The sequence below is a fragment of the Sphingomonas sp. BK345 genome (assembly GCF_014193845.1).
GTDB lineage: Bacteria > Pseudomonadota > Alphaproteobacteria > Sphingomonadales > Sphingomonadaceae > Sphingomonas.
The window spans coordinates 1,007,887-1,020,950 of record NZ_JACHZX010000001.1; the positions used below are offsets into that span (position 1 = coordinate 1,007,887).

Here is a 13,064-nt window from a genome sequence, read left to right on the forward strand (position 1 = left end):
CGATCCTTGCCCGATCGTCGCGGCGGTAACGGCTGCGGCTTGCGGCGGCCGGCGCGTACGATCACGGAGAAGCGATGACCCACGGCGAGCCGCTCGCACGCGCGATCGCGCGCCACCTGCCGGCGGACGGCACCGTCAGCACCGCGCTCCCCGGCGTCACGCTGATCCGCGCCTCGACGCCGACGCTGCCGATGCCGGTGGTCTATGAACCGACGGTCTGCTTCGTCGCGCAGGGTCGCAAGCGCGCGCTGCTCGGCACCGCGGTCTACGACTATGATCCGGCGCACCACCTGATCGCTTCGGTCGGCCTGCCCGTGGTCGGCGCGGTGACCGCGGCGTCCCGGGAGGCGCCTTACCTAAGCCTCCAGCTCGACCTCGACGCGCGCGAGCTCGCCGAGCTGGCGCTCGATCACCCGGTCCCCGCGCGCGGCGACGCGGGCGCGCCGCCCGGACTGACGCTCGGCACCACCGCGCCCGCGCTGCTCGACGCTGCGACCCGACTGGTCGCGCTGCTCGACACGCCCGCCGACGCGGCCGCGCTGGCACCGCTGGTGCGGCGCGAGATCCACTATCGCCTGCTCGCCGCGCCCGAGGGAGCGGCGCTGCGCCAGCTCGCGCGCGCCGACACGCGGCTGAGCCAGATCGGCCGCGCCATAAGGTGGATCCGCGACCATTATCGCGAGCGCTGCCCAGTCGACGAGGCGGCCGCGGTGGCGGCGCTCAGCCGCTCGGCCTTTCACCACCATTTCAAGGCGGTGACCGGACTGAGCCCGCTCGCCTTCCGCACCCGGCTGCGCTTGCAGGAAGCGCGACGGCTGATGCTGAGCGAGGCGATCGAGGCGGCGAGCGCGGGCTATCGCGTGGGTTACGAGAGCCCGTCGCAGTTCAGCCGCGATTATGCGAGGCTGTTCGGGGCGCCCCCCGCCGCCGACGCCGGGCGGCTGCGCGCCGCCGCGGCCGGGTGAGCATGTCGACGCCGCGGCCGGGTGAGCGCGCGGCGGGCGCGGCTCAGCGCCGCGTCGCCACCGGGTGCGTGCCGAAGATCAGCTGCTGCGCCATCGGCCGCCCGATGAAGCGCTCGGGAAAGATCGGCGCGGGCCGGCTCGCCGCGTCGAGCCTGGCGAGCTGGTCGTCGTCGAGCACCACCGCCAGCGCGCCGAGATTGTCCTCGGCCTGCGCCAGCGTCCGCGCGCCCATCACCGGCGCGGTCACCGCGGGGTGGCGCAGCGTCCAGGCGAGCGCGACCTGCGAGCGCGACGCCCCGGCCTCCGCCGCCACCGCGCCGACCACCTCGGCGATCGCGAGCGAGCGCTCGTTGAGGTGGCCGGTCGAGGCGATCACGCCCTTGCGCGTCGCGGCGACATCGGCGTCATTCTCGTCGGAGAGGTCGGCGCGCGTGTACTTGCCGGTGAGGATGCCGCCACCCAGCGGCGACCAGGGCAGCACGCCGAGCCCCAGCGCCTGCGCCATCGGCATCAGCTCGTGCTCGACGGTGCGCTCGACCAGGCTGTACTCGATCTGCAGCGCCACCAGCGGCGACCAGCCGCGCAGGTCGGCGATCGTCTGCAGCTGTGCCGCGCGCCACGCCGGCGTGTTGCACAGGCCGACATAGACCAGCTTGCCCGCGCGGACGAGATCGTCGAGCGCGCGCAGCACCTCGTCGGGCCCGGTCGTGAAGTCCCAGGCGTGGAGGTAGAGCAGGTCGATCCGGTCGGTGTCGAGCTGGCGCAGGCTGGCCTCGACCGAGCGCACCAGGTTGAGCCGGTGGTTGCCGCCCGAGTTCGGGTTCGCCGGATCACGCGCCATGGTGAACTTGGTGGCGAGCACCGCGCGCTCGCGCCGGCCGCGCAGGAAGCGGCCGAGCAGCCGCTCCGACTCGCCGTTGGTATAGTTCACCGCGGTGTCGATCAGGTTGCCGCCGCGGTCGAGGTAGAGGTCGAGGATGCGGCGCGCCTCCGCCTCCTCGGCGCCCCAGCCCCAGTCGGCGCCGAAGGTCATGGTGCCGAGCGCGAGCGGCGAGACGCGCAGGCCGGAGCGGCCGAGCAGGCGATAGTCGGTGAGCGCGATGGGGGGTGTCATGGATCGTGGCTCCGTGTCGGGTTCGCGCCCGAGATGGCGTGGCCGACGCGGCGACGGTAACCGCTTCGTCCGCGAGGCTTGCCCGATCGTCCGCAGGCCGCGCCTGTTCGAATTTCTCGAACGGATAGCGCGACCTTATCGCGCTCCCCCGACTCGGTTCGCTGGCGTAACTCTCTGATCGCCGGACGCCTTCCGGCGACAGTCACGAGACAGGGAGCGAGCCATGCCGACGATCACCACGCAGGACGGGACCGAGATCTTCTTCAAGGACTGGGGCGCCAAGGACGCGCAGCCGATCATGTTCCACCACGGCTGGCCGCTGTCGTCGGACGACTGGGACAATCAGATGCTGTTCTTCCTGGCGCAGGGCTATCGCGTGATCGCGCACGATCGTCGCGGCCACGGCCGCTCGGCGCAGGTCGATCACGGCCATGACATGGCCACCTATGCCGCCGACGCCGCCGCCGTGGCCGAGCACCTCGACCTGCGTAACGCGATCCACATCGGCCACTCGACCGGGGGCGGCGAGGTCGCCGCCTATGTCGCGCGCCACGGTCTGCCGCAGGGCCGCGTCGCCAAGGCGGTGCTGGTCAGCGCGGTGCCGCCGATCATGGTCAAGACCGAGCGTTACCCCGGCGGGCTGCCGATCGAGGTGTTCGACGGGCTGCGCGCCGCGCTCGCCGCCGACCGCGCCTCCTTCTACCGCGACCTGCCCGCCGGCCCCTTCTACGGCTTCAACCGCGACGGCGCCGAGGTGAAGCCCGCGGTGGTCGACAATTGGTGGCGGCAGGGGATGACGGGCAGCGCCCAGGCGCATTACGAGGGCATCAAGGCCTTCTCCGAGACCGACCAGACCGACGACCTGCGCGCGATCACGGTGCCGACCTTGGTGCTGCACGGCGACGACGACCAGATCGTGCCCTATCAGAACGCCGGCGTGCTCTCGGCCGAGCTGCTGCCGAACGCGACGCTCAAGATCTATCCCGGCTATTCGCACGGCATGCTGACCGTGAACCACGAGGTGCTCAACGCCGACCTGCTCGCGTTCGTGCGGGGATGATCGTTCCGGTACGCTCCTCTTCAGGGAGCGTACCGGCGAGGTGCAGCGACGACGCGCCGGCGGGATGAACCATACCCGCCGGCGACCCCGCGCGAACAGGTCGGCATGGCGCGACGGCGCGGTGCGACACCGTCGCGGCGCCGTCACGCAAATCGCTATACCGGGTCGGTCCGATCACAGCGCAGGAGACCGACCGTGCCGATCTCGACCTACCGCCCTCGCCTGCGCGACCTGCGCCCGCTGGTGCCCGGCGCCGTCGCCACGCCGCCCGCGCCGACGCTCGCCCCCGCGCCGGCGCGCACCACCCCGGCGAGCGACTTCGCCGGCCGCGCCGGCTACGACCCCGCGCACCTGCCCGACTTCGCGGTGGCGCTGCCCTCCACCGCCGGCGTGCGCAGCGACGTGCGCGCGGTACCCGGGCGCGACGACGGCCGGCTCGATTACACGCACTTCTCGCTCGTCCTCTCCGCCAGCCGGCGTCTCGCGCTGTTCACTGCCGCCAACCTCGACGGCGCGCAGAGCGTGTCGGTGCCGCGCGGCGGCGATCCCTGGGCGCTCGACGGGCGCCTCCCCGCCGAGGCGCAGGTCGGCGAGGAGCTGTACGCCGACAACGACTTCGACCGCGGCCACCTGGTACGGCGCGAGGATCCCAACTGGGGCACCGACGCCGCCACCGCCAACCGCGACACCTTCCACTTCACCAACTGCGCGCCACAGCTCTCCGCCTACAACCAGCAGACCTGGCTCGGGCTGGAGGATCTGGTGCTGGGCAACACGCGGCGCCAGCGCGAGCGCGCCAGCGTCTTCACCGGGCCGGTGTTCCGCGCCGACGACCCGGTCTATCGCGGCGTCGCCATCCCCTTGGCCTATTGGAAGGTGATCGCCTTCGTCCACGACGACGGCACGCCGTCCGCGACCGCCTATATGATCGACCATGACGTCGATCTCGGTCGCGTCGAGCTGATCTTCGGGCCGTACAAGACCTATCAGCGCTCGGTCGCCGCGGTGGAGCGCGCCACCGGGCTCGACTTCGGCGCGCTCGCGCTGCGCGACGGCTTCTCCAACGAGGAAGCCGCGACCGGCGCGCGGGTCGAGCGCGTGATCCGGGTCGCCGCCGACGTGCTGGTGTGACGCGCCGCCCGACCTCGCGTGCGCCGCGCCTATAATGAGCGCTGATGCCACGAGGGACGGGGTGATGACATGGGGGACGTAGCGCGGCTGGCGGAACGGTTCGCGGCGGCGCACCGGGGCGAGCCGCTCGATTACTCGGTCGACAGCCTGGCGGTGGTCGATCGCCTGCTCGACGCGCGGCGGCAGGCGAAGGGCAAGGCGGCGAGCGTCGCCGCCGAAGCGGGCTGCTATGTCGGCGAGGTGATCCGCCGCCAACTCGGCGGCCGCTGGCGCGACACGCCCGCGGCGCCGGTCAGGCGCGGCTTCCTCGGCCTGTTCGGCGGCGGCCGCCCCGTGTTCGCGCCGGTGCTCGATCTCGGCGTGATCACCGTCTCGCCGGTCGAGAAGGTCCGCGCGCGGCTGCGCGGCCCCAGCGAGGACACGATCGAGATCTATTACGAGGCGGTGGAGCGCACCATCATCCCGCGCGTGGAGGATCTGGCCTAGGACGCGCGCCGGTGGCGACTCCGCCCGCGCGCTGAGGAGAGGCTGGGCCTGTCGAAGCCTCGTCTCGAAGCGCGATCCGGGCCGCGCCCCCCTCAGCCGAACGGCCGCTCGAGCGACTCCTGCGGCGGCGTGAACCAGGCCGCGCCGTCGGCGGTGACGCGGAAATGATCCTCCAGCCGCACGCCGTAGCGCTCGGGCACCACGATCATCGGCTCGTTGGAAAAGCACATGCCCGGCTCCAGCGGGGTGCGGTCGCCGCGCACGAGATAGGCGGGTTCGTGGATCGAGAGGCCGATGCCGTGCCCGGTGCGGTGCGGCAGGCCCGGCAGCCGATAGCCCGGCCCGAGCCCGGCGCGCTCCAGCACCGTCCGCGCCGCGGCGTCCACCGCCTCGCACGTCACTCCCGGCCGCACCGCGGCGAAGGCGGCGGCCTGCGCCTCGCGCTCCACCGCGAAGGTCTCGTACACCTCGGGCGCGACTCGGCCGAAGGCGTAGGTGCGCGTGATGTCGGAATGGTAGCCGTGGACGCGGCAGCCGGTGTCGACCAGCACCAACTGGTCCTCCTCGAGCAGCTGGTCGCCCGGCAGGCCGTGCGGATAGGCGGTCGCCGCGCCGAACTGCACCGCGCAGAAGAAGGAGCCGCCCCCGCCGATCGCCTGGTGCGCCGAGTCGATGAAGCGCTTGACCGCGCTCGCCGCGATGCCGGGGCGCAGGATCGCGGCGGCGCGGCGCTGTACCTCCAGCGTCATCGCCTTGGCGGCGGCGAGGCAGGCGAGCTCGGCGGCGGACTTGACCATGCGGCAGCGGTCGATCACGGCCGCGCCGTCGCTCACCGCCAGCCCGACGCCGCGCAGCCGCTCGCCCCAGCCGAACGGCAGCAGTGGGTCGAGCGCGAGCCGCGCCCCCGGCGCGAGCGCGCGCGCCACCAGTGCGATCGGATCCTCGTCCTCCTCCCACAGCGCTGTCTCGGCCGGGATCGCCAGCTCGGCGGCGAGCGAGCCCTGCTCGAACGCGGGACAGATCATCAGCGGGTCGCCGCTGACCGGCAGCAGCAGCGCCACCATCCGCTCGCTCGCGCCCCAGCCTACCCCGGTGAAGTAGCGCAGGCTCGCGCCCGCACCGACCAGCAGCGCGTCGAGTCCGAGCGCCCCCGCCAGCGCGCGCGCGCGCGCCAGCCGGGCGAGATGCTCGGTCGCGGCGATCGGCGGCACCGCCGGGGCCGGGCGGATCGCGGCGAGCTCGGTGGCGGGGTCGGAGGTGCCGATGGTCATGCGAGCGTCCCGAAGCGGCGGAGATCGTAGGGCGCGAGATCGATCGCGGGCGCCGCGCCCGCGATCGTGTCCGCCAGCAGCTCGGCGGTGACCGGCGCGAGCGTCAGCCCGAGATGCTGGTGGCCGAAGGAATAGTACAGGTTGGCGGCACGGGTCGAGCGGCCGATCGCGGGGAGATAATCGGGCAGGGTCGGGCGTGCGCCCATCCAGCGCTCGAACGGCGCGGCGAGCGGCAGCCCGAGCGCCGCGGCATGCGCCTCGAGCCGCTGCCACTTGCGCGGGTCGGGCGGCGCGTCGGCGCGCCCGAACTCGACGAACCCGGCGAGCTGGACTCGATCGGCGTAGCGCGTGGCGATGATCGAGCAGTCCTCGAAGACGAGCGGCGGCAGGTCGGCGGGCCAACCGTGGGCGGCGGCGCGGACGTGATAGCCGCGCTCGGCGATCAGCGGCGCGCGCTCGCCCGCCGCTGCCATCAGGGCGCGCGACCCCACCCCCGCCGCGACGACCACGTGATCGGCGGGATGGCCGGGCACCGCCACCCGATCGCCGGTACGCTCGAGCGTTGCCGTGCCGGTCGCACGCCGAACGCCGGCGGCGTCGAGCGCGGCGTCGAACGCGACGGCGAGCCGGTCGAGGTCGCTCACCTGCCCGCTGCCGGCGAAGCGGATGGCGTCCGCCACGCCCGGCGCGAGCGCGCGCACGCGCGCCAGCGTCGCGGCGTCGAGTGCGTGAACCGTCGCGGTGCCGGTGTCTGCCGCCTGCCAGGCCGCGAGGCCGCGCGCCGCGCTGGCGTCGCTCTCCCAGGCGACGAGATGACCGTCCGCGCGCACCAGCGCAGGGTCGCCCAGCGCGCCGGCGAGCCGCTGCCACGCCGGCAACGCCTCGGCGAGCAGCGCGCCCAATGCGGCGCGCCCGCGACGGTATCGCGCCGGTCGCGACGCCCAGGTCAGCCGCAGCGCGAAGGGCAGCCAGTCGCGCGCCTGCGCGGGCGGCAGGCTGAGCGACCCGCCGCGCCAGAACAATCGCCGCGGCACGCCGCGCAGCGTGGCGGGCGAGGCGAGCGGCTCGACCTGTTCGGTAGCGATATGGCCGGCGTTGCCCCAGGATGCGGCGGGCGCGGCAGCGCGCTGATCCAGCAGCGTCACCGCCGCGCCGCGATGCGCCAGCGCGAGCGCCAGCGTGCGCCCGACCACGCCGCCGCCGACGATCAGGATGCGTATCACCGGGTCATCCACACCGCTTCTCATCATCCACCCTATCGTATACGATGGCTCGTCACAAGTAGCTGGATTCACTCAACCGGCCTTGTTGATTGATCGTTAACTACGCATCTGGGATTATACGCCGATCGCGCACGTCCCCTGTGCCGCTCCGAGGACCGTCATGCCCGTTAGCATCATCGCCCGCACCCTGTCCGATCGCGTGTTTGAGATCGTGCGCGAGCGCATCGTCACCGGCGAGCTGCGCGGTAACATGCCGATCCGCCAGGACGCGCTCGCCAGCGAGCTGGGCGTCAGCAAGATCCCGCTGCGCGAGGCACTGGCGCGGCTCGAGCAGGAGGGACTGCTGACGAGCCAGGCCAATCGCGGCTATTCGGTGCAGCCGATGTCGGCGGCGCAGGCGGACGAGATATTCGCGCTGCGCCTCTCGATCGAGCCGGCGGCCTCGGCGAGCGCGGCGCTGGCGGCGGACGAGGCCGGGCGGCAGGGCGCACTGGCGGCGTTCCACGCGCTCGACGAGGCGGCGTCGAGCAACCTCGCCGAGGTGGCAGTGCGCAACCGCGTCTTCCACATCGCGCTGGTGCGCCCCGCCGGGCGGCGGCTGACCACCTCGCTGGTCGAGCGGCTCGGTATCCTGGCGGAGCGCTACACCGTCGCGCATCTCGCCCCCGCGGGCCGCGACGCGCGCGCGCACGTCGAGCATCAGGGGCTGATCGACAGCTGGATGGCGCGCGACGCCGCAGCGCACGAGCGGCTGCTCCACGATCATATCGCCGGAACGCTCGCCGACCTGCGCGCCCAGTTCGCGGCGGGTGCGGTCGCCGCTTAGAAGGTTCATACGCAGCGTAGGCTCGCCAGCGTCGCGCGCACCGCCTCCACCAGCGGGGTGTGCGGTTCCCGGCCCACCGTCGCCACCAGCCGGGCGTTGTCGAGTCGCAGCGGGCGCTGCCACAGATAGCGCATCTCCATCAGCTCGCGCGGCGTCTCCGCCACCAGTGCGGCGAGGCGCAGCTGCCACCACGGCAGCCGGCGGATCGGCACCGCGGGGTCGCCGAGCACGCGCACGATCGCCTCGACCATCTCTCGCCCGTCGGCGTCCCACTGGCCGTCCATATGGTAGCGCGCGAAGGCGGGCAGGTCGGCGCGATCGAGCAGTTGCGCGATCGTCTCGGCCACGTCGGGCAGATAGGCCCAAGCATGCCCGACCCCGCGCCGCCCGGGCTGGCGCACCACGCGCGGGCGCGCGCCGGGGGTCACCAGCCCCTGCGCGAACCAGTTGTTCGCCGCGCCCGGGCCGAAGAAGTCGCCCGCGCGCACGATCAGCACGGGCGCCGCGCCGCGCGCCGCCAGCGCCTCGAGGCGTCGCTCGAGCTCGACCCGGATCGCGCCCTTGCGCGTGACCGGCCGCTGGAGCGCGTCCTCCGCGACCAGCGGGAAGGCGTCGGGACCGTAATTGTAGACCGTGCCGGGCAGCACCACGCGGGCGCCGGTCGCGCGCGCCGCGGCGATCGTGCTGTCGAGCATCGGCAGCACCTGGCCGGCCCAGTCGCGATAGCCCGGCGGGTTGACCGCGTGGACGATCGCCGACGCGCCCACCGCGGCAGCGGCGACCGCGGCGGCGTCACGCGCGTCGCCGCGGAACGGCTCGCAGCGCGGGTCCAGCCGCGCCGCGTCGCCGCGCACCAGCGCGCGGACGCGCCAGCCGCGGTCGAGCAGCCGTCGCGCGGTGGCGCCGCCGATGCCGCCGGTAGCGCCGAGGATCAGGGCCAGTCGCTCGTTCATCACTATGCTCCTTGTTCGTGATGGGCAGAGGATGGCGATCGTCCGGTTCATCGAAAATTGCCGATTACCGGTGGTCTGCTATACGCGAATGAATGAACGACGAGCCGAGCTGGGACGTCTATCGCAGCTTCGCCGCGGTGCTGCGGGAGCACTCGCTGTCGGCCGCGGCACGCGCGCTGGGGCTAACGCAGCCGAGCGTCGCGCGCCACGTCGCCGCGCTGGAGCAGGCGGTGGGCGGCGCGCTGTTCGTGCGCTCGCCGCGCGGCCTGTCGCCGACCGATCGCGCGCTGTCGCTGCGCCCGCACGCCGAGGCGCTTGTCGCCGCCGCGACCGCGCTGCGCCGCGCCGGGACAGGATCGCCCGACGCGCCCGAGGGCGTGGTGCGGGTCAGCGCGAGCCAGGCGGTGGGCGTGTGGCACCTGCCGCCGATCCTCGCCGCGCTGCGCCGCGCCTACCCGCGGCTCGCGGTCGAGCTGTCGCTGAGCGACTCGGTCGACGATCTGCTCCAGCGCCACGCCGACGTCGCGGTGCGGATGGTCGAGCCGGCGCAGCAGGCGCTGGTGGCGCGGCGAGTCGGCGCGGTGCGGCTCGGCTTGCACGCGCACCGCGACTATCTCGCGCGACGCGGCACGCCCGCGACCGCCGCGGACCTGCGCGACCATGACCTGATCGGCCCCGACACCGAGACCGCCTTCACCCGCGCTGCGGCGGCGCGCTGGCTGCCGGGGCTCGACCGCGCCGCCTTCGCGCTACGCACCGACAGCGATGCCGCGCACGTCGCGGCGATCGCGGCGGGGTTCGGCATCGGCATCTGCCAGACCGCGGTGGCGCGGCGCGATCCGGCGCTGGTGCGCGTGCTGCCTCAGGCGCTCGACGTCGCGCTGCCGCTGTGGATCGTGATGCACGAGGACCTGCGCGGCGGGGCGCGCTATCGCGCCGTGTTCGACGCGCTGGCGGACGGGCTGGCGCAGGTCGTTGCGGCCGATCGGGCGATCACTGCGCCGGGATGAAGTAGGGCGTGTGATGTTCCCAGCTCTTGAAATCGGCGCAGCCAGTAAGCGCGCCGTTTCCCGGATCGTCGGTGTTGAAATGTGGCAGCGCCTTGCCGCCCGCGGTGCGCTGGGTGAGCAGCAGCGCATACCAGGCGGAGCAGGCCTGCGGCGTGACATTGCCGTCGGCGCTGCTGAGGTTGCAGATGGCCGTGATGGCGATGCCTCTGCCGTTCGACACGCCCGTGTAGACATAGCCGTTGCCGCCGACGCCGAGATAGGCGTGCGGATCCGCGTCGCAGTAGAAGCTGGCGGCGCGCGCCGCCGGCGCGGCGACGTTCAGGACGACGAGCGCTAGCGCCGCTGCGATGGTCCGGGCCTCACGTATCGGCGTCCAGCGGGATGATCGTAAGGCCGTTGAGCGGCACGACCACCACGCCGGTCGGCCTCATCACGGCGGCACCGTCGCCGGTGTCGTCACCGGCGCGGTTCGCACCGGTCACTGTATAATTCGTACGGTTGCCGGCGGGATCATATTGGATCTTGGTCGTCACTGTCGCGCCGTCGGTGGAGACGTCGCTCTGCACCAGCCGCCCGAGCGCGTCATAGGTATAGGTGGTGACGTTCGCCGGCGGGGAGATGGGTGGTGCCGGGGAACTCACTGGGGCCGGGAGCTTCTGAGTGTCGTCTGGGTTTCCGAAGTGCCATTTTCCGCCATCCGGTGCCCTTGGGGAAGGCGCTCTGGCCGGTTCCTGTGAGGGCTGCTGGCCCGCCACGGGCGCCGCGACCGCGAACAAAAGAAGCAGAAGTAGTTGCACGTGAGACTCCGACGGCAGCGTCACCGTCTTCATTGTAGAGCAGCCACGAAGTGAACGTCGGCATCCTCGACTTCGGTGACCCGCTATGTCGATCCTTGCTCGTCGTCGCGCGATGCGGCCCAAAAAGGGGAGCGAAGACCCGCGCTGCCCGCACACCTCCTATGATGAATTGATCATAGGAGATCGCGCGATGTCCGACGCAGCCGTTCGTCTGATCCGCCACCGGGCCTTCCTGATGGGGCCGGCGTGCTGCGCTCTCGCGCTCGCGGTCGTCACTGCGAATCCCGCGGCGGCGGACAACAGCTACAATACGAACAGCAGCGGGCAACTCAGTGAGGTGCTGACCTACACAAGTGACACGACGATCCTGTTCGCCTTCCCTAACATGCCCAAGGTCCCGAACTGCACGGGCAGATATTTCGTCATCCCCGCCGACCAGGGGCTCGCGCGCGAGCAGGAACTCAGCCGCCTGCTGACCGCCTATACGACGCACGAGTTCGTCAACATCGGCTTCGACGGCCAGACCTGCGGCCCGAATGGCTACATCCTGGTCTACCGCGTCGGCTGAGAACCCGCCGCGCGCCCTTTCCCTCGCCCCCTCAGCGGAGTAGGAGCGGCGGGCGATGACCACTGCCGCTCCCCTCCTGCCCCCGGCCGATTGGCGCGACTTCCTCGCGCTGACCAAGCCGCGCGTGATGACGCTCGTCGTTTTCACCGGCCTGTGCGGGATGCTCGCGGCGCCGGTCGCGGTCGATCCGGTGCTGGGCTTCACCGCGATCCTGTGCATCGCGCTCGGCGCGGGCGCGGCGGGGGCGCTCAACCAATGGTACGAGGCCGATCTCGACGCGGTGATGAAGCGCACCGCGGCGCGCCCGCTGCCGGCGGGGCGGATGGAGCGCCAATCCGCGTTGCACTTCGGCGTCGGGCTCGGCGCCTTCTCGGTGATCCTGATGGGGCTGGCGGTCAATCTCGCCGCGGCGGCGATCCTGGCGGTCTCGATCCTGTTCTACGTGCTGATCTACACCGTGTGGCTGAAGCGGCGCACGCCGCAGAACATCGTGATCGGCGGCGCCGCGGGCGCCTTCCCGCCGCTGATCGGCTGGGCCGCGGCGACGGGCGAGGTCGCGCTGCTGCCGCTGCTGCTGTTCGCGCTCGTGTTCCTGTGGACGCCGCCGCACTTCTGGGCGCTCGCGCTGTTCGTGAAGACCGATTACGCCAACGCGGGCGTGCCGATGCTCCCCGTGGTGGCGGGCGAGCGCGTGACGCGGCGCCAGATCGGTCTGTACACGATCCCGATGGCGCTGGTGGCCCTGGCGCCCTGGCCGCTCGGGCTGGCCGGGCCCGTCTACGGCGTGGTCGCGACCGCGATGACCGCGGTTTTCGCGCTGCTCGCGGCGCTGGTCGCCGCCGGGCGGACCAGCGCGGTGAAGCCGATGCGCCACGAGAAGCAACTGTTCGGCTTCTCGATCCTGTACCTGTTCGTCGTGTTCGGAGCGCTCGTGGTGGATCGGTGGGTGGCATGACGCCGGAGGAACAGAAGCTCGTCCAGCAGCGGCAGAAGGCGCGCGCGATCGTGGTGGCGCTGCTGCTCGCCGCCTTCGTGGTGCTGATCTTCTTCATCACGATCGCCAAGATCCACCAGGGCATGGGGCATTGAGCGTGCCGCGGTCATTCCTGGGGCTCTCGCGCACCGGCCGCACCGCGCTGCTGGCGGTGCTTGGCATCTGCTTCATGACCGGGCTCGCCTTCGCCAGCGTGCCACTCTACCGCCTGTTCTGCCAGGCGACCGGGCTCAACGGCACCACCGGCCGCGCCGAGCGCGCGCCCGGCGGGGTGCACCGCTCGATCACGATCGCCTTCGACGCCAACACCAGCCCCAAGCTGCCGTGGCGCTTCCAGCCTGAGCGCGAGCAGGAGGTGGTGGAGATCGGCGCGCGCGACATGGCCTTCTTCGCCGCCACCAGCCGCGCCGCGCAGGAGACCACCGGCACCGCGACCTACAACGTCACCCCCGCGATCGCCGGCAAATATTTCACCAAGATCCAGTGCTTCTGCTTCACGCAGCAGACGCTGAAGGCGGGCGAATCGCAGCGCATGCCGGTGATCTTCTACGTCGATCCCGCGATCCTCACCGATCCGGACACCAAGGACGTGCAGACGATCACGCTCTCCTACACATTTTACCCGGTGGATTCCGCCGGACGAGCGGGCTAGACGAGAGCCGATAA

Annotated in this window: 16 protein-coding genes; 10 read left to right on the forward strand and 6 right to left on the reverse strand. The window is 72.3% G+C overall.

What is annotated here, in order from left to right; translation table 11 throughout:
- The first annotated feature begins 74 nt into the window (after positions 1-74).
- Positions 75-965: an AraC family transcriptional regulator gene (locus tag FHY03_RS04600; protein ID WP_183929011.1), complete on the forward strand. Its 891-nt coding sequence runs from the start codon at positions 75-77 to the stop codon at positions 963-965.
- Between the two features lie 43 nt (positions 966-1,008).
- Here the strand turns inward: FHY03_RS04600 and FHY03_RS04605 are convergent, their stop codons facing one another.
- Positions 1,009-2,079: an aldo/keto reductase gene (locus tag FHY03_RS04605; RefSeq protein WP_183929013.1), complete on the reverse strand. Its 1,071-nt coding sequence runs from the start codon at positions 2,077-2,079 to the stop codon at positions 1,009-1,011.
- A 223-nt stretch (positions 2,080-2,302) separates the two neighbouring features.
- Between FHY03_RS04605 and FHY03_RS04610 the strand changes: the two genes are divergently transcribed.
- The 3 genes from FHY03_RS04610 (at position 2,303) to FHY03_RS04620 (ending at position 4,756) form a co-directional block, all read left to right on the forward strand.
- Positions 2,303-3,139 (forward strand): alpha/beta fold hydrolase, encoded by an 837-nt coding sequence (locus FHY03_RS04610; protein WP_183924233.1) that lies wholly within the window; start codon positions 2,303-2,305, stop codon positions 3,137-3,139.
- Between the two features lie 195 nt (positions 3,140-3,334).
- Positions 3,335-4,270, forward strand: coding sequence for a DNA/RNA non-specific endonuclease (locus tag FHY03_RS04615; RefSeq protein WP_311721303.1), 936 nt, complete (start codon positions 3,335-3,337; stop codon positions 4,268-4,270).
- Positions 4,271-4,339: 69 nt separating this feature from the next.
- Entirely contained in the window at positions 4,340-4,756 is a 417-nt protein-coding gene (locus FHY03_RS04620) for a DUF6278 family protein (RefSeq protein ID WP_183929015.1), read from the forward strand.
- A 92-nt stretch (positions 4,757-4,848) separates the two neighbouring features.
- Here FHY03_RS04620 and FHY03_RS04625 read toward each other — a convergent pair whose 3' ends face one another.
- Positions 4,849-6,027, reverse strand: a complete 1,179-nt coding sequence (locus FHY03_RS04625; protein WP_183929017.1) for a Xaa-Pro peptidase family protein — start codon at positions 6,025-6,027, stop codon at positions 4,849-4,851.
- Positions 6,024-7,250, reverse strand: coding sequence for an FAD-binding oxidoreductase (locus FHY03_RS04630; RefSeq protein ID WP_311721304.1), 1,227 nt, complete (start codon positions 7,248-7,250; stop codon positions 6,024-6,026). Before FHY03_RS04630 ends, FHY03_RS04625 begins: the two co-directional genes overlap by 4 nt.
- 160 nt (positions 7,251-7,410) lie before the next feature.
- On the opposite strand from FHY03_RS04630, the gene FHY03_RS04635 reads away from it, so the two are divergent.
- Positions 7,411-8,076 carry a GntR family transcriptional regulator gene (locus FHY03_RS04635; RefSeq protein ID WP_183929021.1) on the forward strand — a complete coding sequence of 222 codons (666 nt, stop codon included), beginning with the start codon at positions 7,411-7,413 and terminating at the stop codon, positions 8,074-8,076.
- Positions 8,077-8,081: 5 nt separating this feature from the next.
- On the opposite strand, the gene FHY03_RS04640 is transcribed toward FHY03_RS04635, so the two are convergent.
- On the reverse strand, positions 8,082-9,029 hold the full coding sequence (locus FHY03_RS04640) for an NAD-dependent epimerase/dehydratase family protein (protein WP_183929023.1): 948 nt from the start codon (positions 9,027-9,029) through the stop codon (positions 8,082-8,084).
- Between the two features lie 92 nt (positions 9,030-9,121).
- Here FHY03_RS04640 and FHY03_RS04645 point away from each other — a divergent pair, with 92 nt between their 5' ends.
- Entirely contained in the window at positions 9,122-10,039 is a 918-nt protein-coding gene (locus FHY03_RS04645) for a LysR family transcriptional regulator (RefSeq protein WP_183929025.1), read from the forward strand.
- Here the strand turns inward: FHY03_RS04645 and FHY03_RS04650 are convergent.
- A complete protein-coding gene (locus tag FHY03_RS04650) occupies positions 10,023-10,259 on the reverse strand; it encodes a hypothetical protein (RefSeq protein WP_183929027.1) in 237 nt (78 codons plus the stop codon). The genes FHY03_RS04645 and FHY03_RS04650 overlap by 17 nt on opposite strands.
- A gap of 139 nt (positions 10,260-10,398) precedes the next feature.
- A complete protein-coding gene (locus FHY03_RS04655) occupies positions 10,399-10,680 on the reverse strand; it encodes a hypothetical protein (RefSeq protein WP_183924248.1) in 282 nt (93 codons plus the stop codon).
- 346 nt (positions 10,681-11,026) lie between these two features.
- Between FHY03_RS04655 and FHY03_RS04660 the strand changes: the two genes are divergently transcribed.
- Genes FHY03_RS04660 through FHY03_RS04675 form a run of 4 tightly spaced genes read left to right on the forward strand, consistent with a single transcriptional unit; the run spans position 11,027 to position 13,050 of the window.
- Positions 11,027-11,404 (forward strand): hypothetical protein, encoded by a 378-nt coding sequence (locus FHY03_RS04660; protein WP_183924250.1) that lies wholly within the window; start codon positions 11,027-11,029, stop codon positions 11,402-11,404.
- Between the two features lie 55 nt (positions 11,405-11,459).
- Complete coding sequence (locus FHY03_RS04665; protein ID WP_183924252.1) at positions 11,460-12,359, forward strand: heme o synthase; 900 nt, start codon at positions 11,460-11,462, stop codon at positions 12,357-12,359.
- Complete coding sequence (locus tag FHY03_RS04670; protein ID WP_183924254.1) at positions 12,356-12,493, forward strand: hypothetical protein; 138 nt, start codon at positions 12,356-12,358, stop codon at positions 12,491-12,493. Before FHY03_RS04665 ends, FHY03_RS04670 begins: the two co-directional genes overlap by 4 nt.
- Before the next feature lie 2 nt (positions 12,494-12,495).
- Positions 12,496-13,050, forward strand: a complete 555-nt coding sequence (locus FHY03_RS04675; protein WP_219748975.1) for a cytochrome c oxidase assembly protein — start codon at positions 12,496-12,498, stop codon at positions 13,048-13,050.
- Positions 13,051-13,064: the final 14 nt, after the last annotated feature.